The organism is Mongoliimonas terrestris, from assembly GCF_001927285.1.
Classification (GTDB): Bacteria; Pseudomonadota; Alphaproteobacteria; order Rhizobiales; family Pleomorphomonadaceae; genus Chthonobacter; species Chthonobacter terrestris.
Genome location: NZ_MSIG01000004.1, coordinates 1 through 20,005 on the forward strand (window position 1 = coordinate 1; position 20,005 = coordinate 20,005).

A 20,005-nucleotide genomic window follows, 5' to 3' on the forward strand; every position below is an offset into this window, starting at 1 on the left:
CCGAACGCGAGGTGCCAGGGAGAGAGCATTTGCGTGTTTCCTTGTCTGGAGAGGGTGGAGGGTTGAAGCGTGGTGTCTGTCTTTGGGTCCTGTCCGGCGGCTTCGGTGTTTCCCGTCCGCCGATGAACACATCCTGCCCGGCGCGGCCCTCGCCGACTGTGCGCAGGGTCACACAGGCCGGCCGTCGTGGTTTGAGGGCCGTCGCGCCGGTTTGGAGGGGGATGGAGAAGGCGCCTTCATGCGCGCCACGGTGGCGCCGTGCGCTCCGCCGTTTTCCCAGGCATGGCTTGAAATTGCGCAATCCATGCGCGCACTGCACAACGGTTCTGCAGAAACTGCTCTTCTTTAAGGCAGCGAGGGTCGCTATTTGAATTGCACCAACCGGTCAAAAATGTCGGTGAACCCTATGTTCCGCACCATCGCCCGTCGCATTCACGCCTATCGGACCTATCGCAAGGTCTACGACAAGCTCGCCGTTCTCAGCCCCCGCGAACTCGACGACATCGGCCTGCGCCCGATGGACATCGAAGCCGTGGCCCGCGGTCGCGCGATCTGACTTGCCTCTCGCCTAGCCGGCGGCACGACTTGCCGCCGTCCTGCACATGCCCAAAGCCCCGCCCGTGCGGGGCTTTTTGCTGTCCGCCGGCTGGCACGGCAGGGCGCGGCGTTCTGACGTCGATGGGCGGGCGTCACTCCAGGCGGGCGCCGGTGCTGCGGGCGCCGGCTTCGCGGGCGCACTTCTCCACATGGGCGGCCCGGTTGATCACCTGAAGATTGGGCGTGCCCCAGTGGGCGAGGAGATCCGGCCAGGGCAGGTCGCGGCGGCTGCGCCAGACCTCGTAGAGCGGCACCGCATGGTCCACCTCGGCGGTCTTCAGTAGGCGCTTGCCGGTCGCCGCGCAGCGGTGACCCTGCCGCCGCTTCAGCGCCATCGCGTGGTCGCTCGGGGCGCACCAGAACTTCCAGGCGGTCACGCAGGCCGCGTGCCATGTGGCATTCCGGTTGGGCGCGCCGTCGCCCCAAAGGTCGGCGTGCCAGCCCCAGCGGTAGACCGGCTGGCCGCACACCACGCAATGGCCCTTGTCGAGGGCGTGCGCGGCCTCCCGGAAAGGCGCCGGCGGCAATCGGAAGCTGGACGGCAGTCCGGGGTCGCCGATCCGCCACTGCCAGCCGGGCGGCGTGCCGGACCGGGCCGCCAGGGCGCGGGCCAGGAGATCCGCCCGCAGCGGGTGGCGGCGCCAGTAGCTTTCCAGGATGGCGCGCGGCGTCGGCGGGATCAGCGGCTGGCGCAAGCCGTGGGCAAGAACGCCCGGCGGCAGCGGGCGTGTAAGGCTCTTTGCCAGGCGGGCCTGTGCCGCCGCATTCCGTCTGGCTCGAAAATCCGACACACCCGCTCCCGCCCCGATTCGCGACCCGGATGGTGACGCCCGAAACGGCCGTTCGCAAGCGGCGGCGCCCGTCCGCCCGGCACGCGCGGCGGGGGAAATCCTCCCGTCATCATGGATGATTTGTAACTGGTTCTCGGCCGGAACCGGCGGCATTCTCGCCCTTGCCAACCAGACCAATACGCGCTGTCGCCTGGAGATCCCTAGCTCCGGCGGCGGCCTTTCAGGCCCCCGATTTCCCTCGATCGCGGGGCCTTCTGGCGGCGGACCGATCCCTCACGGTTCGTGGCTCCCAGGACCAGACCCTGCCAGTTCAGCCCACTCGGTTCCAGCCGGGTGGGCGACTGCCGTTTTCAGGCCGGCGACACGGTCCGGCGGACGCTCTCCTCCACCCGGTCGGTGGCGAGCGACACCATGGTGTCGGACATGTCCGCCATCGTCTCCCGGAAGAAGGAGAGGGCGGTCGGGGCCGGGACGGCGATCTCCGCCTCCAGAACGTCGAAGGCGATCGAGAGCCGGGCGGCCGTGCGGGCCGCCAGCTTGCGCATGGCCCAATTGTCGCGAAGCGAGATGATCATCAGGCTTCGGCATCGCCGGTTGGCGGCCGAGCGCAGCACGGCGTTGAGGAGCCGTCCCGCGATGCCGCGCCGGCGGGCGGACGGCAGCACCACGAAGGCGGCCTCGGCCTTGCCGGTCGCCCGGTCCGTCGGCAGGACCAGTTCGCCGACGCCGACCAGCGCATCGTCGAGAAACAGGCCGTAGACGACCGCCTCGCCGATCAGCATGGCGGCGTGGCGGCGCAGGAAGCCGTCGTTGACGGCGCCGTGGAACCGCGACTGGCGCGTCTCCGCGTCGAGGGAGAGAAAGAAGCCTTCCAGGAGCGCGGCGTCCCGGCTCTGCAGTTTGCGGAGGCGACCGGCGAAGCGCAAACGGTCCGACATGTCCAACCTGACCTGACGTCCTGCGCCCTCCTCCCGGCGCATGAGTCCTCCCGTGTGCTTGCCTGCCTGAAAACACGCCTTGCGTCCAGCGTGATATTGCATTGCAGCATTGCGCGGCGCGACGAGCCGGATCCGCAAACCTCCGAGCTCGCCGGCAGTCCCGCCGGTGTATACGATGGGGAAGAACGCTGCTCTTTGGCGGTGGGCCGGCGGCGGCGGCGCGATGCGGCTTGCCTCGAACGCGGCCGTGGGCAAGTCTGCCGATCGGTCATGTCCGGTCCCATCGGGCTCGGATCCGGCGGGTCGAGAGGGGAGAACGGGGCGCGCATGCTGGATCTGTCCGACGACGCCTGGACCGCCATCGCGCTCTCCGTTCGGATCGCCGGCATCGCCACCCTGGCCAGCCTGCCCTTCGGCATCGCGGTGGCGCTCCTCCTCGCCAGGGGCCGCTTTCCCGGCAAGATGCTCGTCGACGGCATCGTCCACCTGCCGCTCGTGCTGCCGCCGGTGGTGACCGGCTATGTCCTTCTCCTCCTCTTCGGTCGTCGTGGTCCGCTCGGGTCCTTCCTGGCCGATCATTTCGGCATCGTCCTCTCCTTCCGCTGGACCGGCGCGGCGCTCGCCGGCGCCGTCATGAGCTTCCCGCTGATGGTGCGGGCGATCCGCCTCTCCCTGGAGGCGGTCGATCCGCGGCTGGAGGCGGCGGCCGGCACCCTCGGCGCCGGGCGGATCGCCACCTTCTTCCTCGTCACCCTGCCGCTCGCCCTGCCGGGCGTGCTTGTCGGATCCGTGCTGGCCTTTGCCAAGGCGCTCGGCGAGTTCGGCGCCACCATCACCTTCGTGTCCAATATTCCGGGCGAGACGCGCACCATCGCGGCCGCCATCTACACGGCCACGCAGACGCCCGACGGAGACGCGGAGGCGCTTCGCCTCACGGTCGTCGCCGTCGTCATCGCGCTCTCCGCCCTTGTCGTCTCCGAATTCCTGCAGCGGCGGGCGACCGCGCGCGTCCGGGCGACCGCATGATCGAGGTCGACGTCAGCCATCGCCAGGGCGGCTTCCATCTTGAGGCCGCCTTCAAGGGCGGCGACGGCATCACCGCCCTGTTCGGGCCGTCGGGCTCGGGCAAGTCCACCCTCATCGCCCTCATCGCCGGCCTCAGACGGCCGGAACGGGGCCGGATCGTCGCCGGCGACCGGGTCCTCCTCGACACGGAAGCGCGCGTGTTCGTCCGCCGCAACCGGCGCCGCATCGGCCTCGTCTTCCAGGACGCGCTGCTCTTCCCGCACCTCACCGTGCGCCAGAATCTCCTGTTCGGCCGCCTGTTCACCCCGCGCGCCGAGCGCCGCATCCGCCTGGACCCGGTGGTGGAGACCCTCGGCATCGGCGCGCTCCTGGACCGCCGGCCCGCGACCCTGTCCGGCGGCGAGCGCCAGCGGGTGGCGTTCGGGCGGGCCCTCCTCGCCAGCCCGCGCCTCCTCCTGATGGACGAGCCGCTCGCCGCCCTCGACCAGGCCCGCAAGGCGGAGGTGCTGCCGCTGATCGAGCGGCTGCGCGACGAGTTCCGCATCCCCATCCTCTACGTCAGCCACGCGGTGGAGGAGGTGGCGCGCCTCGCCGCCACGGTGGTGATGCTGGAGGCCGGCAAGGTCACCGCCGTCGGGGCGCCGGCGGACGTGCTCCGCCCGGTCCGCCAGGTGGACGGCAACCGGTTCGCGGTCGCCTCGGTGCTCGCCGGCACGGTGGGTGCGTTCGACACCGCCTACGGGATGACGCCGGTCCACCACCCGGCGGGCACGATCTGGCTTTCCGGCCCGCTTGGCGAGGAAGGGCGCGAAACCCGGCTCGTGGTGCGCGGCACCGACGTGGCGCTCGCCACCAGCCTGCCGCGCAACGTGACCATCCGCACGGCGCTATCCGGCACGGTGCTCCGGGTCCTGCGCGATGACGGCCCGCTCGCCAGTGTCGACGTGGCGCTCTCCGGCGGCGGCGTCCTGACGGCGGTCGCCACCCGCATGGGTCTCGACGACCTCGGCCTCGACACCGGAGACCGGGTCTGGGCTCTCATCAAGAGCGTGGCCGTGGACGAGCGCACCGCCGCCCGCGGCGGGATGGACGGCGAGGGACCGCGCGGGCCGCGCCGGGTCTGAGTGCGCCCCTCGTCTGAGGGGGCGCCTCGGACGCCTCCCTGGCGCCGGTCGCTTCAGAGCGTGATCATGCGTCCGGATCGCCCGCCGGCTGCGGCGCCGGCCCGGCTTTCAGCTTCAGGCGGAAGGCTTCCATCCGCCGGGCCGCGGCTTCGGCCGCCTCCATCTCCAGGTCGCGATAGGCCGCCACCAGCGCCCGGCCGAACGGCGTCACCAGCGCGCCGCCGCCGTTCGCGCCGCCGACCGAGGTGGTCACCACCGGCTCGTCGAACATGGCGTTCAGCGCATCGAGGAGCAGCCAGGCCCGCCGGTAGGACATGCCCATGCGCCGTCCGGCCGCCGTGATCGAGCCGGTCTCGGCGACCGCCTCCACGAGGTCGATCTTGCCCGGCCCGATCCGTCCGCCGTTCTCAAACTCGACCCGCAACCGCAGGCGCGGCGCGCGCGCGGCTTCGTCATCCGTGGAGGCAGGGTGCGTGTCGATGGGGGTGGCCGGTCTGCCGCGCGTCATGGGTCTTGCTCCGTCAGGTCCGCATCCGAACCCGATAGCTGTAGAGGTCGCCGCGAAAGAGGCCCACCGCATATTCGAGCATCTGGTCATCCGCCGAATAGCTGCGGCGTTTGAGGAGCAGGCAGGGCACGGGCGCCTCGAACTCCAGCATGGCCGACGCCTCGGCGTCCGGCATTGTGGCCTCCACGGTCTGCTCGGCCCAGGTCAGCGCGATGCCGCAGCGCTCGCGGAGCTGCGCGTACATGGAGCCGCTCGGGTCGGCACCACGAAGGCCCGGCGCGACGGTGAGATTGTACCAGGCGTTCTCGAACGACATGGGGATGCCGTCGCCGTAGCGCACCCGCACCAGGTGCAGCAGCGGCGCCGTCGAGCGCAGGCCGAACAGCGGCGCGATGGCCTCGTTGCAGCCGATCTCGCAGCGGATCACCCGCGCGGACGGCTCGCGGCCGATCTCCCGCATCTCCTCGGTGAAGCTCTTCAGCCGGTCCATGCCGCTCTGCAGCCGCTGGTCCGGCCCCTGGACGGTGGAGCCATGCCGGCCGTTGGCGCCGAGCAGGTTGCGCCGGCGCAGCGACTGGTAGCACCGCTGCACGGTGGCGCGGCTGAGGCCGAGGTGCTGCGCCAGCTGGCGCTCCGCCGGCAACGTCAATCCGGGCGCCAGGCTGCCGTCGGCGATCAGCGAGGCGATCTGCCGCTCCAGCTGCTGGTAGATCGGCAGGGCCGTGTCCTCGCGCAACCGGATCATCCGGTAAAGCGACGGCGGTTCCACGCTATAGTCCGCGGCATCCGGAGCTGGCCGGGCCGTGCCGGTCCCGTTCATGATCCACCCGTCCGAGAGGGCGCCCGCATCCACCGCCCGCGTGCCCATCACACGCTCGTCCACAATAGCCGTCTCCACCCCACTCCTGTCCACCCCGCCTTGTGGTTCCCCGCCCGTGTCCACCGACCCCGTGCCCGCGTCATCCCCTGCCGACGGCCCGCCGCCGTCGCTCTTCGTGCTGGCGAGCTTCGTCGCGGCGAGCGTCGCCAAGGTCGCCCGGCTGCCGCTCGTCGGCGAATCGATGGCCGCGGAGGCCTTCTCGCTGGAAGCCGGCGGAAAGGGCTTCAACCTTGCCGTGGCGGCGCGCCGGCTCGGCGCCGCGGTCGACGGCGTGATGGCCGTCGGGACCGACCTCTACGCCGTGCTCGCCGCCGAAGCCCTGGCGGCGGAAGGCCTGCCCGCGTCCATGCGGGTCGTCTACCCGACCGCGACGGGCGCCGGCATCGGCTTCGTGGCTCCCGGCGGGCGGGACTTCCTGGCCGTCTATCCGGGGGCGAATGCCTGCCTTTCCGCCGCCGACGTGGACCGCGCCGCCGCGCGCCTGCGGGCCGCCGACATGACCCTCGCGCAGTTCGAGCTGCCCGACGCGCCGGTGGCGCACGCGTTCGCCCTCGCCCGGGCGGCGGGCCGGCGCACCCTTCTCAACCCGTCCCCCTTCCGGCCGATCGCGCCGGCCATCCTCGCCCACACGTCCATCCTGGTGGTCAACGCGGTGGAACTCACCCAGCTGGCGGACCATCTCGCTGTTCCGGCGCACGCGGGCGCGGAAGGCCTCGCCACGGCCGTCGCCGCGCGGCTGTTCGGCACCGGCCCGGAGATCCTGGTGGTCACCCTCGGAGATCGCGGCGCGCTTCTCCTGACACCGGACGCGGCCATGCTCCGCCAGCCCGCCTTTCCGGTCGAGGCCGTCGACACCATCGGGGCAGGGGATGCCTTCACCGCCGGGTTCGCCGTTGCCCTTTCGCGGGGCCTGCCGCACACGGAGGCCCTCCGCCACGGAGCGGCCTGCGGCGCCCACATCGTCCGGCGGTTCGGCATCCTGGACGGCCTGCCGCGACCGGCCGACCTTGCCGCTCTTCTCGCCGCGGCGTCCTGAATCGGCGCCGACATGCAGGTCTCTGCGCCCTGGGCCCGAGGGGCGGAATTTTTGGACTGTTTTTGGTCGTTGTGCCGTCGGCAGCCTTTTGCTACTTTCACCAGTGTCTCGTCAGGCCGGCCGTCGCCGATCACCGGCCGCTGTGCGAGGGAGGCAAGCCGATGGTTGCAGGCACAGGCGCCATACCGGTCGACCCCTGGCTGGCCGACGGACATACGCCGTCGGGTGCCTTCGCTGCCAGCCTCGTTCTCGACCAGTTGGGGACCGGCATCGCGATCCTCGGCCGGCGCCTGGAGATCGAGTACGCCAATCGGGTCGCCTGCGATCTCCTCGACCGCGAAGGCGGAACGATTGGCCGGCTGAAGGACCGGCTGGTCGTCAAGGAGCCCGATCTTGCCCAGCACCTGCAATTGGCCGTCCGCCAGATCCAGGACGGCCTGCCGTGCCGCAGGCCCGCGGTCCTCGTCGCCGCCGCCGGTGCCGCACCGACGATTGCGCTCCGCCTGAAGGCGATCGAAACACCCGACCCACGGCCTTTCGCGGCGGACGGCGGGCGGCCACCGGTGATGCTCCTCATGCGCGCCGCCGACCGGGAACCGGATCTCGACACCGTCCACGGCCTGTTCGGGCTGACCCGGGCGGAGACGCGTGTGGCGGGCGGCCTGATGCGCGGTCGCTCCATGGCGGAGATCGCCGGCGACCTCGGCATCTCGATCAACACGGCGCGCACCCACGTGGCACGCATCTTCACCAAGACCGACACCCGCCAGCAAGGCGCGCTCGTGGCGCTCCTGAAGACCTTCGACATGCCCTGAGGCGTCGCAGTTGGTCGCTTTTCGGGGACGGCGTTTCCGCGACGGGCTTGTTCAGCGCACCACGCCGCCGTCCGTCGTGCCAGGCGCGGCCTCCGGCGCCTGCACCAGCGCGGCGTCCTCCCCGAGCCCCAGATAGGCGTCGAGCCCGGCGATGGCCTTCGGCTCCAGCCCCCCGTCGAGCCCGTCCGCCAGGCGCGTTTCGGCCGATCGGGCGTCTTCGCCGTCCGGCCCGCCGCGGTCGAGCGCGTCCGCCTTGTCGTTGGCATAGGCGGCGATCCTGTCGATGCCGGCGTCCATGGCCGGATCGCTCTTGCCGGCCTTCGGCCGTTCCACCGACGTGCCCGCCGGCGGCAGCGCCGTGGTGGCCGGGTCGGAGACGTCGATGCCGAGCAGCCGATCGATCGCCCGGATGCTCTCCGCGGTCGCCGGCCGCGCGGCCTGGCTGATCAGCCAGGTGTTCACCTGGCGAAGCGCCGTGGTGCGCTGGAAGGCGTCGGAGACCGCCACCGCGCTCCGCTTGGCGGGGCCGTAGACGGAAAGCGCCTCCAGCGCCTCGACCGAATAGGCCTGCCGCCTGCGCGTGGGCGCGCCCCAGCCGTCGTCCGCCGGCGGTCCGCTCCGGGTGCCGGGCGGCGGCCCATAGGGATCGGCCGCATAGGGATCCTGGCCATACGGGTCTCGCCCGTAGGGATCCTGCCCGTAGGGGTCGCTGGCGGGGCCTCGTGCGTAGGGATCCTCGTAGGCGTCCATCCCGTAGGGGTCCGGAACGGCCGCGCTGTCGCGGTCCTCGTACCAGTCTCCCTCGGGCGGAAGGCGGCGGTCGCGGTCGCGGCGGTTGGAATAGCCGCGCGGCGCCGCGCCCGGGTCGAGGTCCTCCTCGTAGAGAAGGTCGGCGGGCGGAACCGGTCGCCGTCCCTCCCGCCAGCCGGGTGCCCGGTTGCCGTAGTCCGGATCCGGCACGAAACCGGTGTCGGGGGGCAGGTCGTCATAGCCCGGCGGCGGCGCGTCGTAGGCGTCCGGCAACCGTGGCCGGTAGACCGGCGGCGGGTCGCCATAGTCCGGTGGCGGCTCCAGGTAGACCGGACCGCGGTCGAACGGGTTCCACCACTGAGCGGCGGCCGGGCCGGAGAGCGCGAGCAGCGTCGCCGCGACCGCGGCCACACCCGAGACACACCGCGCGCCGTGCTGCCTGACGGAGGCTGGCAGGACGGCGAGCAGCCCGATGGCGCGCCGAACGTTGACGGTGGCGGTGAACCGCATGCGGACTCCCGGTGTTGGTCTGGCAGGGTGCCTGTCCAGATGAGCACCCGCTTTCGATCGACGGCTGAAGCGGTCTCAGCCCCTTGCAAGAATGATCTACGCGTCAAACATGGCGCGGAGCGGGCGGCGCGCTTCGACGCGGAACACCTCCGGCGCGCCCGTTTCGGTCCACTGTTCGCCGGCCGGCTTGTGCGAACCCGAACCGCCTGCCGTGCGTTCCCCGGTCGACCATCGTCGCGCCTCAGCCCTCGCTCACCCCGCCTGCCCACCCTAGGAGCCTTTCCATGTTCGACGTCGACGCAAACGGCATCTCCATCCCGGTCCTCGGCTACGGCACCTACAAGGTGAAGGGCGCCGACGGCAGCCGGGTGGTGGAAGAGGCCCTCGAGGTGGGCTACCGCCACCTGGACACCGCCCAGATCTACGAGAACGAGGCCGACGTGGGCGCCGCCATCGCGGCGTCGGGCGTTCCGCGCGACGACCTCTTCGTCACCACCAAGGTCTGGCCGACCAACACCCATCCGGACCGCATGCTGGCGTCCGTGGAGGAGAGCCTTGCCAAGCTCCGCCTCGACCGGGTGGACCTGCTGCTCATCCACTGGCCGAAGTTCGAGACCACGCTTGAGGAGACCATCGAACAGCTCGTCGCCGCCCGGGAGAAAGGCTACACCCGCGCCATCGGCATCTCCAACTTCAACCGGGAGCAGACCGACCGGGCCGCCGCGGTGTCCGGTGGGACCCTCGCGGTCAACCAGGTGGAGTACCACCCCTTCCTGGACCAGTCCGCGCTGAAGGAGACGCTCGCGCGCCACAAGATGGCCCTCGTCGCCTATTCGCCGCTCGCCCAGGGGCGGGTCATCGACGAGCCGACGGTCTCCAGCATGGCCGACCTGAAGAAGCGCGATCCGGCCCAGGTGGCGCTGCGCTGGCTGATCCAACAGCCCGGCGTCATCGCCATCCCGAAGGCCTCCAACCCCGAGCGCATGCGGGCGAACTTCGACATTTTCTCGTTCGAGCTCAGCGACGAGGAAATGCATGCCATCAACCGCATCGGCGCGCCGACGGGCCGCCTGGTCTCCCCCGCCGATCTCGCGCCGGACTGGACCGCCTGAGGGCGAACCGGTCATCGTCACTGATTTCCTGCGCCGATGCGCATTTGTGCATCGCGGCGCAGGAGATCGCATGCATTGACAGTTATGAGTTCTTTTAGGAGAGGCGAGTATTTCTCTTGTGCATGGACCGCATAGGAGCATACAAAATGCCAATACAAACAAGAATCTATGCCATCGTTGCCGTATTGGGCCTGCTGGCCGCCGCCATCGCCGGCCTCGCCCTGCAGTCGATGAATGCATATGACCAACAAATGGAACAGTACCGGGTCGCCTCGGAACGGGCGTTCAAGGGCGAGCGGCTCAATCGCCTGGTGACCGCGGCCGTGATGGAATCCCGTGGCATCTATGCGGCTGCCGACCAGGAAGCCGCCAAGCCTTTCGCGGCGGGCCTTCGCAAGGTGCTTGGCAACATCGACGCCCATCTTGCCGACTGGCAGTCCAAGATTTCGGCCGACGAGAAGGCCGTGTTCGAGCCGGTGCTCGCCAAGTCCAAGGAATTCATCGCCTTCCGGACCGAGGTGGCGCGTCTTGCCGAGGAGGAGTCGCCCCAGGCGGCCAACGCCCTCGGCAACAACGAAGCGAACCGGACCAACCGCAAGCAGTTCCAGGCCAGCATCGACGCGCTCGTGGAGACCGACCAGGGGGCCTTGGACGCCGTGGTGTCGTCGCTGGAAGCCTTTCACACCCAGCGCGCGCAGCTGATCCTCGTCATCGCCGGGGTCGGCATCGTCCTCGGTGCCGGCATCGCCACCTTCATCGGCCTTCGCACCATCGTCCGTCCGCTGCGCGCCGTCACGACCGTGCTGGAGCGCGTGTCCGAGGGCGACTACTCGGCCAAGGTCGCCGAGACCGCCGGCCGGGACGAGATCGGCCGCCTGTGGCGCACCATCTCCCGTCTGACCACGGCGCTCAAGGCCGCGGAGGACACCCGCGCCGCGCAGCGCCAGCGCGACGCCGACATGGTGGCCGAGCGGCTTGCCGAGACGGAAGCACTCACCAACCGGTTCCGCTCGGAAGTGGGCGGCCTGATCGACGAGGTGGCGTCCGCCTCGCGCACCCTGATCGGCGCCGCCGAGGTCCTGGCCGGCGACGCCGCCGCCACCTCCGAGCGCTCGGCCAGCGTGGCCCGCGCCTCCAACGAAACCTCCGGCAGCGTCCAGGCGGTCGCCAGCGCCTCGCAGGAGCTGTCCGCTTCCATCGCGGAGATCGGCCGCCAGATCAGCGACGCCTCGCAGCTCATCAACCAGGCGGTGGGCGAAGCCCATGCCACGGACGAGGAGGTGAAGGCGCTGGCGGATGGCACCAGCCGGATCGGCGTCATCGTCGCCATGATCCAGGCGATCGCCGAGCAGACCAACCTTCTCGCCCTCAACGCCACCATCGAGGCGGCCCGGGCCGGTGACGCGGGCCGCGGCTTCGCCGTCGTGGCCTCCGAGGTGAAGGCGCTCGCCAACCAGACCGCCAAGGCGACCCAGGACATCGAGGCGCAGATGGGCGCCATCCAGTCCTCCACCGCCCGCACGGTCAGCCGCATCGCCGACATCTCCGGGCGCATCAGCACCCTCGACACCATCACCGGCGCGGTCGCGGCCGCGGCGGAGCAGCAGAACGCCGCCACCGGCGAGATCGCTTCGCGCATCACCGAGGCGGCGAACGGCGCCGGCCACGTGGCGGCGGTGATCGAGGACGTGCAGAAGACGGCGGTGAAGAGCGGCACCGCCTCCCGCGAGGTTCTCGCCGCGGCGACCCGCCTCGGCACCCAGGCGAACGAGCTGCAGTCCAAGCTCGACCGCTTCCTCTCCAGCATGAAGGCCGCCTGAGGCCAGCCTGCAAGACCTCGACCGGGCGGGCTTCGGACCGCCCGGTTCCGTTTTCCTGGCCGCACGAAGGCTCCTGGTGATCGGTGTCAGCATCGGGGGCCACTGTCGGTGGGCCAGCGCCGTCGCCGCGTCTCCCGGCCGGCGCGCCGTTGACATCCGCGGGCGCCATCCTTATGGTCCGCGCGACCTCGGACAGGGGGTTTTCCGCCAGTCCGTTTCAGCACAAAAGATCGGATCCGGTCGAATCGTGGCTGAGAGGCCCGCCGCTTCCCCCGTGGGGCGCGCGCGGCTCCGCCGGCGGTTCGTGGGTTCGGAAGGGAACGTACCCATGAAGATCAAGAACTCGCTGCGGTCCCTCCTCGGCCGCGACCGGAACAACCGCCTGGTGCGCCGCAAGGGCCGCATCTTCATCATCAACAAGAAGAACCCGCGCTACAAGGCGCGCCAGGGCTGAAGCCCCGGCGGGCGTCGCCTCAGGCGGCCGCCCCGTGTTCACATCTTGTCGAACGGCTCGACGCGGCATGCCGGGAGGTCTATCTTCCCGGCATGTCTTCGTTTGATCGCTTCCGCTCCGCTCGCCGCGCCGCCGTCCTGATGCTGGCGGCAGGCCTTTCGCTCGCCGGTGTTTCTGCCGGCGCGCAGACGATCGTCCCGCCGCCGCCACCCGCCGCGCCGGACCAGGGTGTCGCCCCGTCCGAGCCGAGCCTCGACAGCATCGATCCGGGCGCCGCCCGCCGCGCCCCACCGTCCGCCGACCGGGCCGTCAAGTCCGCCTTGCCGGAGAACCCCGCCGCCGAGCTGGACCCGCTCTTTGAGCAACTCGCCACGGCGAAGACGCCGATGGAGTCCCATCCGCTGGAGCAGCGGATCCTGCGGATCATCACCACCAGCGGCAGCGCCACCGTCGACCTTTTGATGGAGTGGGCCGACCGGGCCATCGCCGCCAAGAACTATCCGGCCGCCCTCGATCTCCTGGACGACGCGGTCGCCCTCAAGCCGGACTTCGCCGAGGCCTACAACCGCCGCGCCACGGTCTACTACCTCATCGACGACTACACCCGCTCGATCGGCGACATCCGCCGCACCCTGGCGCTCGAGCCGCGCCACTTCGGCGCTCTCACCGGCCTTGGCGCCATCCTGGCCGAGATCGAGGAGACGGAGCGGGCGCGCGACATCTACCGGCGGGCGCTCGCCATCGCGCCGCAGCTGAAGTCCGTCCAGGAGGCGCTCGACAAGCTGGACGAGCGGGCCGCCGGACGGGGCATCTGAGCCCCATGCCGGACGGCGTCCTCGCGGGCCGACACGGCCGGGCGGCATGCTGACCGTCCTCGGCGCCATCGTGCTGATCCTCGGCGGTCTTGCTGCCTGGACGGCGCTCGCCACCCGGCGCCTCGCCGCGCGGCTTGCCGCCGTCGGCGCCTACGCGACCGTCGAAGGCGTACGCCTCCACTATCTCGACCAGCCGGCCACCGATTCTGCCGCCGGCCCCCCGGTGCTCTTCCTCCACGGCGCCAGCGGCAATCTCAACGAGCCACGCGCCGCCATGGCGGGCCGCCTGACGGACCGGCGGGTGATCTTCGTGGACCGCCCCGGCCACGGCCATTCAGCCCGGCCCGACCGCAGCTTCTCCGCTCCGGCCGCGCAGGCGCGCGTGATCGCCGGCCTGCTGGAGACGCTCGGCACCGGCAAGGTGGTGGTGGTCGGCCATTCGTGGGGCGGATCGGTCGCCGCGGCACTCGCCGTGCTCCATCCGGACAAGGTGGCCGGGCTCGTCTTCGTGGCGCCGGCGACGCATCCCTGGCCGGGCGGCGTCACCTGGTACTATCCGATCGCCGCCCATCCGGTGATCGGCCGCCTGTTCGCCTGGACGCTCGTTTATCCGCTCGGCCGGCTCGCCCTCGACAAGGCGGCGGCCGGCGTCTTCGCACCGGAACCGGTACCGGCCCGCTACACGGAAGACGCCCATGTGGAGCTGGTGCTGCGGCCCCGGTCCTTCATCGCCAACGCCGAGGACGTGACGGACCTGAAGGCCAACGTCACCGCCCTCGCGCCGCGCTATGCCGAGATCACCGCGCCCACCGTCATCGTTACCGGCGACACGGACGGCATCGTCCTGCCGTCGATCCACTCGGACGGTCTGAAGCGCGACATCCCCGGCGCCGAGCTGATCGTCCTGCCGGGCGTCGGCCACATGCCCCACCACACCCGGCCGGACGTTGTGGCGGAGGCCATCGCCCGCGTGACCGCGCGCGCCTCGAACGCCACCGCCGCCGCCTGATCGAGAGCATGTCCCGATCGGGTGGAATCCACCGATCGATGTCGGGGTCACTGCAGGCCGCCGCGATCGATCGGACAGAGGCACGCGAAAAGCCGCATGAACGGCGGCTCATGCCTGCCTCGCCGGCCTAGTTCGCGAACCTTCGCGCGCCCGCGACGCAACCGACAACGGCCACGGTGACGAGCATCGCCGTCGGCGTGACCGATTCCCCCAGAAGCGCGGCGGCGAGTGCCAGTCCGAAGAAGGGCTGCAGCAGTTGCAACTGTCCGACCGTGGCGATGCCGCCTTGTGTGAGGCCCCGATACCAGAACACGAACCCGATGAGCATGCTGAACAGGGAGACATAGCCGAGGCTGAGCCACGCCGGTGCCGAGACGCTGGCGAGAGAGGCCGGCCATTGAAGAAGGGTCAGCACCAGCAGCGGCGGCAGCGCCAGGACCAGGGCCCAGGATATGACCTGCCACCCGCCGAGCACCCGAGACAAGACGGCCCCTTCCGCGTAGCCGAAGCCGCAGACGATGATGGCCGCCAGCATGAGGCTGTCGCCGATCGGTGACGCGGAGAGCCCTTGCGACACGGTAAAGCCGGCGACGAGAGCGCTGCCGAGGAGCGAAAACGCCCAGAACGCCGCCTTCGGGCGTTCGCCGCCTCGGATGACGCCGAAGATGGCCGTGCTCAACGGCAGCAGGCCGATGAACAGGATGGAGTGGGCGGCCGTGACGTGCTTCAGGGCGAAGGCCGTCAGGAGAGGGAAGCCGACCACGACGCCAAGCGCCACGATCACCAGCGATGGCAGCTCGGTGCGGGACGGACGGCGCTCCTTGAAGACGAGCAGCAGGGCGCACCCCAGAACGCCGGCGATCGCGCCGCGTGCGACCGTCAGGAACACCGGATCGAACGACTGGACTGCCACACGTGTGGCCGGCAGCGACCCGCTGAAAATGATCACCCCGATCAACCCGTTGATCCATCCGCTTGTCGCCCGGTTCATCACACCCTCCATCGTCGGGCGGTCTTGTCGCTTGGTTCAGATCACTCCGCCAGCTACAGTCCAGTACGGATGGAGCGAACTGTTATGGCCGTTGAAGCAGTACGAATGGAACGCCCGAGTCGCAGCGGCCTTGTCATGGCGACCATCCATCAGCGAATCGCCTCACGGTGCCTGTCGGCTGGCTCCAAGCTGCCGTCCGTGCGATCGATGGCTCGCTCCCTGCAGGTCTCCGTCTCGACCGTCGTGGAGGCCTACAACCGCCTCGTCGCCGATGGCGTGATCGCATCGCGGCCTGGATCCGGCTTCTATGTCGCCGCCCAGGCGACCCCGATGACCCTGTCGGCGATCGGACCGAAACGCGACCGCGCCATCGATCCGCTCTGGGTGTCGCGGCAATCGCTGGAGACGGACGATGCCGTACCCAAGCCCGGATGTGGATGGCTGCCGGCGTCGTGGTTGCCGGAGGCGAGGATCAGGGCCGGCTTGCGCGCCGCCTCTCGCGGGGGAGCGGACGCCCTTGCCAACTATGCGTCTCCCCTCGGCCTGCCGCCGCTCAGACAGCTGATCGGCAGGCGGCTCGGCGAGCGCGGCGTCGAAGCGGCACCGGATCAGATCATCCTGACCGAGAGCGGAACCCAGGCGATCGACCTCCTGTGCCGAACCCTGCTCGAACCCGGCAGCACCGTCCTCGTCGACGACCCGTGCTACTTCAACTTCCAGGCCCTGCTGCGGGCCCATCGCGTTCGGATGGTCGGCGTTCCCTACACGCCCGTGGGTCCGGACCTGGATGCGTTCGCGGCCGTTCTGGCCGCGCACCGGCCGCGCCTCTACATCACGAATTCGGCCGTGCACAATCCGACCGGCGCGACCCTTTCGCCAGTGGTCGCCCACAAGATCCTCAAGCTTGCGGACCAGCATGGGCTGGTGATCGTGGAGGACGACATTTTCGCGGACTTCGAGCACCAGCCGGCGCCGCGCCTCGCGGGGTTCGACGGGTTGGATCGGGTCATTGCCATCGGCAGCTTTTCGAAGACGCTGTCGGCGGCGGTCCGCTGCGGCTTCATCGCCGCCAAGCCGGCGCTGATCGACGGTCTCGTGGATCTCAAAATCGCCACCACGTTCGGCGGCGGACGCCTGAATGAGGACCTCGTCCACACCGTTCTTGCTGACGGCGGCTACCGCAAGCACGCGGAGCGGCTGCGCGGCCGCCTCGAACGGGCGCGCCGCGAGGTCGGAGCGCGCCTCAAGGAACTCGGTTTCGAACCTTGGATCGAGCCGAGGGCCGGCATGTTCCTGTGGTGCCGCGTGCCCGGCGGCTGCGATGCGGGAGACCTGGCTCGCGCGGCCCTGCGGAGCGATATGGTTCTGGCCCCGGGCAACGTCTTCAGCGTGTCGCAGACGGCCGGAGCCTTCATGCGCTTCAACGTCGCGCAAATGCAGGACAGCCGGACGTTCGAGGTGCTGCGGACGCTCGTCTGAAGGGCGGGGAGGCCCTTCTTGCGGCCTGTCGGCGACGCCGTCGACGGGCAACGCTGTCGGACGCGGCGTCGTCGCGCTGGAGCACTCTCGCGTCGATCAAGTCGCTCAACTCGATCGGAGAACGCTCCAGCGGCCGGACGGCACTCAGATCCCCCCGAGCCCGTCGGCGCCGATGAAGGCGATGCGGATCAGGTTGGTGGCGCCCGGGGTGCCGAACGGCACGCCGGCGGTGATGATCACCCGCTGGCCCGGCCGGCCGAAGCCCTCCTGGTAGGCGATCCGGCACGAGCGGTCGACGAGGTCGTCGAGGTTGCGCGCGTCGTCACTCACCACGCAGTGGAGGCCCCACACCACCGCCAGCCGCCGCGCCATGGCGCGGTTGGGCGAGAGCGCGATGATCGGCGTGTTCGGCCGCTCGCGGGAGGCGCGCACGCCGGTGGCGCCCGACGAGGTGAAGCACACGATGGCGGCAAGCCCCAGCGTCTCGGCGATCTGTCGGGCCGCCGACGAGATCACGTCCGCGCCGGTCTGCTGCGGGTCCGGCCGCTGGGCGTTCAGGATGGAGAGGAAATACTCGTTCTTCTCCACCTCCTCGGCCACCCGGCTCATGGTGGTGACCGCCTCCACCGGATAGGCGCCGGCGGCCGATTCGGCCGACAGCATCACCGCGTCCGCGCCCTCGAACACGGCGGTCGCCACGTCGGACACCTCCGCGCGGGTCGGCACCGGCGACTGGATCATGCTCTCCAGCATCTGGGTCGCCACCACCACTGGCTTGCCGGCCTTGCGGCAGGCGCGGGTGATGCGCTTCTGGATGCCCGGCACCGCCTCCAGCGGCATCTCCACGCCGAGGTCACCGCGCGCCACCATGATGGCGTCGGACAGCTCCATGATCTCGTCGAGCCGCTCCACCGCCTGGGGCTTCTCGATCTTCGACATGATCCCGCACTTGCCGCGTACCACCTTGCGCACGTCGGCCACATCCTCCGGCCGCTGCACGAAGGAAAGGGCGATCCAGTCCACGTCCGCGTCGAGGGCGGCGAGAAGGTCGGCATGGTCCTTGTCGGTGAGCGCGCCGGTGGAGAGGATGGTGTCCGGCAGGCTGACGCCCTTGCGGTCCGACACCTTGCCGCCGATCTCCACCTCGGTTACCGCCACCTCGCCGTCGCAGCGCGTCACCCGCAGACGCAGCTTGCCATCGTCTATCAGCAGCCGGTGGCCGGGGCGCAGCGCCTCCAGGATCTCCGGGTGGGGCAGGTGGACACCGGTGGCGTCGCCCTCGATGCGGGCGTTGGTCAGACGGAACTCCTGACCGATCGTCAGCATCTGCGGCCCGCCGGCGAAGGTGCCGAGCCGAAGCTTCGGCCCCTGCAGGTCGGCCAGGATGCCGATCGGGCGGCCGTGCGAGACCTCGACCGCGCGGATCTTGGTGACCAGGTCGCGCAGTTTCTCGTGGGTGGTGTGGCTCATGTTGATGCGGAACACGTCCGCACCGGCCACATGGAGGCGGCCGATGGCCTCCTCGTCGGAGGAAGACGGGCCAAGCGTGGCGAGGATCTTGACCTTGCGATTGCGTCTCATCGAGACCCGTTTCCCTCTCTGGTGGGTTGGTAGAGGTGGATCGTCCAACTGCGCTGTTCGGCGGTATCGATTTCGAAGAAGCCCGTCCGCTCGTATCCCCTGGCCACGCAGTCCTCCACCCCGAGGATGGTGAACATCTTGCGTCGCGTGCACATGAATGACTTGCCGCCCCATTCGCCGCCGCGCTGGCTGTCGACGGCGTAGAGGTAGTAGTAGCGCGATCCGAGGGCGCCCGGCAGCAAGGTGCCGCAACTGTCGCCCGGGATGTTCCACCACCCTTCCGTGCGCCATCCGTCCGTGGCCTTGTAGCCGATGGCCACCGAGACTGTGGATTGCGTCTTGTTGCAAAGTCTGAGGTCGGCGCGAGCGCCGGATGCACCGAATAAAAGGAAAGCCGTGGCACCGGCCATGGCGAACATCGCCCGCTTCAGCCGTCGCGCCCGCTTCGGCGCCGCCGGTTCCCGCCCAAGGTCTCCATCGAGGGTGACCGGGCATGAAGGGCGTCCGCCGAACCGGCCGAGCGTGGTGCGCGCACCGCGCTCGTTACGTCCCGCTCCCATCGTGATCCTTAACGACGTCATCCGCTGGCGCCCGTCTTATCGCGTGAGGGGTCGCGCGGTGTCAACTGCCGGAACGGCATGACGGCCCGCCCGTTTCCCTTGACCCATGCGGTTTTTGCATGGATTGCTGCTCTCCCGGTTCCGTCCGCCGCCGGGCCCCTCGGCGCCGGACGCCCGCGCGAATCGCGGCCGGGTGTTCGTATTCTGATTACGCCATTCAAGACCTTGGGCGGGCGATGAAAATGCCCGCCAGGATCAACATGCCCCCAAGTCCCTGCTCCAGGCCGATGGCTTCGCCGAGCACCGCCCAGGCGATCAGCGCCGCCGCCACCGCCTCTAGGAAGATCACCAGCGACGAGAAGGCCGCCGGCAAGGTCCCGAGCGCGAAGGCGAGCAGCCCCTGGCCGCCCGCGTGGCTGATGAAGGCGAGCCCGAAGAGCGCCGCGACGCCGCCAAGCGATGCCGGCAGCAGCGTCGGCTCCAGCACCGCCGCGACGCCAAGAAGCGCCACCGCCGTGACGACGCTCGACGCGAACGTGGCCGCGCCGGTCGCCACCGTCCGCCGCGCCACCCGGAGCGCCAGGAAATAGCCGCCGAAGAACAGGGATGTGATGATGCCGTAGACGTCGCCGAGGATCCGGTCGGGCGCCAGCGCATAGGAGCCGCCGAGCAGCACCCCGCCGCCCGCCACGCAAAGGGCGAGGCCGAGGAGCGTGGACCGGTCCACCCGCTCGCCGATCACCGCCCACGAGCCGAGCACGACCCAGAGCGGCGCCATCGTGGCGAGGAAGGTCGCGTTGGCGACCGTGGTGTTCATGATGGCGAGGTGCCAGAACACGAGGTCGCCGGCGAACAGCGCCCCCGCCATCAGCACGGCGGGCGTACGGAAGGCCGCCGCCATCGCCGCCGACCCGGCTTCCGACCGGGCCCAGACGTAGAGGATGGGCAGCGCCAGGGCGACCCGCCAGAAGGCGCTGGCGAACGGACCCACGTCCGCGAGGCGGACCATCACGGGCGAGACGCCCATCGCCATGGCGCCGAGGACGAGCGCCGCGAAGGCGGTGGCGAACGGCGAGACCGGCGGAGCGGCGGACTTGGAGACGGACATGGAGGGGTTGCGTCGATCGGGTCTGATGATGGAGCGGGCGCGCGGGGGTGGCGAGGTCTGGCAAGCGCGGGCAAGACTGCCTATTGTCTGGGCGTTGTAAA

20 protein-coding genes are annotated in these 20,005 nt (G+C 70.3%); 11 read left to right on the forward strand and 9 right to left on the reverse strand.

Annotation, left to right across the window (positions count from 1 at the left end):
- The first annotated feature begins 406 nt into the window (after positions 1-406).
- Positions 407-556, forward strand: a complete 150-nt coding sequence (locus BUQ68_RS06480; protein WP_139315166.1) for a DUF1127 domain-containing protein — start codon at positions 407-409, stop codon at positions 554-556.
- A 133-nt stretch (positions 557-689) separates the two neighbouring features.
- Here BUQ68_RS06480 and BUQ68_RS06485 read toward each other — a convergent pair whose 3' ends face one another.
- Both BUQ68_RS06485 and BUQ68_RS06490 read right to left on the reverse strand, forming a co-directional pair.
- Positions 690-1,388: a hypothetical protein gene (locus tag BUQ68_RS06485; RefSeq protein ID WP_075215151.1), complete on the reverse strand. Its 699-nt coding sequence runs from the start codon at positions 1,386-1,388 to the stop codon at positions 690-692.
- Between the two features lie 350 nt (positions 1,389-1,738).
- The gene (locus BUQ68_RS06490) at positions 1,739-2,326 is read right to left on the reverse strand and encodes a GNAT family N-acetyltransferase (protein WP_075215152.1); all 588 of its coding nucleotides are present in this window, start codon (positions 2,324-2,326) and stop codon (positions 1,739-1,741) included.
- Between the two features lie 327 nt (positions 2,327-2,653).
- Here BUQ68_RS06490 and modB point away from each other — a divergent pair, with 327 nt between their 5' ends.
- Both modB and modC read left to right on the forward strand, forming a co-directional pair.
- Positions 2,654-3,352 (forward strand): molybdate ABC transporter permease subunit, encoded by a 699-nt coding sequence (modB, locus tag BUQ68_RS06495; RefSeq protein ID WP_075215153.1) that lies wholly within the window; start codon positions 2,654-2,656, stop codon positions 3,350-3,352.
- Entirely contained in the window at positions 3,349-4,476 is a 1,128-nt protein-coding gene (gene modC / locus BUQ68_RS06500; protein WP_075215154.1) for a molybdenum ABC transporter ATP-binding protein, read from the forward strand. Before modB ends, modC begins: the two co-directional genes overlap by 4 nt.
- Before the next feature lie 64 nt (positions 4,477-4,540).
- On the opposite strand, the gene BUQ68_RS06505 is transcribed toward modC, so the two are convergent.
- Both BUQ68_RS06505 and BUQ68_RS06510 read right to left on the reverse strand, forming a co-directional pair.
- Positions 4,541-4,984, reverse strand: coding sequence for a winged helix-turn-helix domain-containing protein (locus BUQ68_RS06505; RefSeq protein ID WP_083656348.1), 444 nt, complete (start codon positions 4,982-4,984; stop codon positions 4,541-4,543).
- Positions 4,985-4,997: 13 nt separating this feature from the next.
- Positions 4,998-5,882 carry a GntR family transcriptional regulator gene (locus tag BUQ68_RS06510; protein WP_342586986.1) on the reverse strand — a complete coding sequence of 295 codons (885 nt, stop codon included), beginning with the start codon at positions 5,880-5,882 and terminating at the stop codon, positions 4,998-5,000.
- 37 nt (positions 5,883-5,919) lie between these two features.
- Here BUQ68_RS06510 and BUQ68_RS06515 point away from each other — a divergent pair, with 37 nt between their 5' ends.
- Both BUQ68_RS06515 and BUQ68_RS06520 read left to right on the forward strand, forming a co-directional pair.
- On the forward strand, positions 5,920-6,900 hold the full coding sequence (locus BUQ68_RS06515; RefSeq protein ID WP_245293182.1) for a PfkB family carbohydrate kinase: 981 nt from the start codon (positions 5,920-5,922) through the stop codon (positions 6,898-6,900).
- Positions 6,901-7,061: 161 nt separating this feature from the next.
- Positions 7,062-7,715: a helix-turn-helix transcriptional regulator gene (locus BUQ68_RS06520; protein WP_075215156.1), complete on the forward strand. Its 654-nt coding sequence runs from the start codon at positions 7,062-7,064 to the stop codon at positions 7,713-7,715.
- Positions 7,716-7,766: 51 nt separating this feature from the next.
- Here the strand turns inward: BUQ68_RS06520 and BUQ68_RS06525 are convergent, their stop codons facing one another.
- Complete coding sequence (locus BUQ68_RS06525; RefSeq protein ID WP_075215157.1) at positions 7,767-8,975, reverse strand: hypothetical protein; 1,209 nt, start codon at positions 8,973-8,975, stop codon at positions 7,767-7,769.
- Positions 8,976-9,259: 284 nt separating this feature from the next.
- On the opposite strand from BUQ68_RS06525, the gene BUQ68_RS06530 reads away from it, so the two are divergent.
- The 5 genes from BUQ68_RS06530 (at position 9,260) to BUQ68_RS06550 (ending at position 14,185) form a co-directional block, all read left to right on the forward strand.
- Positions 9,260-10,087: an aldo/keto reductase gene (locus tag BUQ68_RS06530; RefSeq protein ID WP_075215158.1), complete on the forward strand. Its 828-nt coding sequence runs from the start codon at positions 9,260-9,262 to the stop codon at positions 10,085-10,087.
- 251 nt (positions 10,088-10,338) lie between these two features.
- On the forward strand, positions 10,339-11,907 hold the full coding sequence (locus BUQ68_RS06535; RefSeq protein WP_175577750.1) for a methyl-accepting chemotaxis protein: 1,569 nt from the start codon (positions 10,339-10,341) through the stop codon (positions 11,905-11,907).
- Between the two features lie 328 nt (positions 11,908-12,235).
- Entirely contained in the window at positions 12,236-12,361 is a 126-nt protein-coding gene (gene ykgO, locus BUQ68_RS06540; RefSeq protein WP_075215160.1) for a type B 50S ribosomal protein L36, read from the forward strand.
- Between the two features lie 92 nt (positions 12,362-12,453).
- Positions 12,454-13,176 carry a tetratricopeptide repeat protein gene (locus tag BUQ68_RS06545; protein WP_075215161.1) on the forward strand — a complete coding sequence of 241 codons (723 nt, stop codon included), beginning with the start codon at positions 12,454-12,456 and terminating at the stop codon, positions 13,174-13,176.
- 46 nt (positions 13,177-13,222) lie between these two features.
- A complete protein-coding gene (locus BUQ68_RS06550) occupies positions 13,223-14,185 on the forward strand; it encodes an alpha/beta fold hydrolase (protein ID WP_210215594.1) in 963 nt (320 codons plus the stop codon).
- 127 nt (positions 14,186-14,312) lie between these two features.
- Here BUQ68_RS06550 and BUQ68_RS06555 read toward each other — a convergent pair whose 3' ends face one another.
- A complete protein-coding gene (locus BUQ68_RS06555) occupies positions 14,313-15,176 on the reverse strand; it encodes a DMT family transporter (protein WP_075215162.1) in 864 nt (287 codons plus the stop codon).
- An 84-nt stretch (positions 15,177-15,260) separates the two neighbouring features.
- Here BUQ68_RS06555 and BUQ68_RS06560 point away from each other — a divergent pair, with 84 nt between their 5' ends.
- Positions 15,261-16,655 carry an aminotransferase-like domain-containing protein gene (locus tag BUQ68_RS06560; RefSeq protein ID WP_075215163.1) on the forward strand — a complete coding sequence of 465 codons (1,395 nt, stop codon included), beginning with the start codon at positions 15,261-15,263 and terminating at the stop codon, positions 16,653-16,655.
- 144 nt (positions 16,656-16,799) lie between these two features.
- On the opposite strand, the gene pyk is transcribed toward BUQ68_RS06560, so the two are convergent.
- The 3 genes from pyk to BUQ68_RS06575 form a co-directional block, all read right to left on the reverse strand.
- Positions 16,800-18,236, reverse strand: a complete 1,437-nt coding sequence (gene pyk, locus BUQ68_RS06565) for a pyruvate kinase (protein ID WP_075215164.1) — start codon at positions 18,234-18,236, stop codon at positions 16,800-16,802.
- Positions 18,233-18,655, reverse strand: coding sequence for a DUF1036 domain-containing protein (locus BUQ68_RS06570; protein WP_075215165.1), 423 nt, complete (start codon positions 18,653-18,655; stop codon positions 18,233-18,235). The genes pyk and BUQ68_RS06570 overlap by 4 nt, the downstream gene beginning before the upstream one ends.
- Positions 18,656-19,013: 358 nt before the next feature.
- Positions 19,014-19,904 (reverse strand): DMT family transporter, encoded by an 891-nt coding sequence (locus BUQ68_RS06575; protein ID WP_075215166.1) that lies wholly within the window; start codon positions 19,902-19,904, stop codon positions 19,014-19,016.
- Positions 19,905-20,005: the final 101 nt, after the last annotated feature.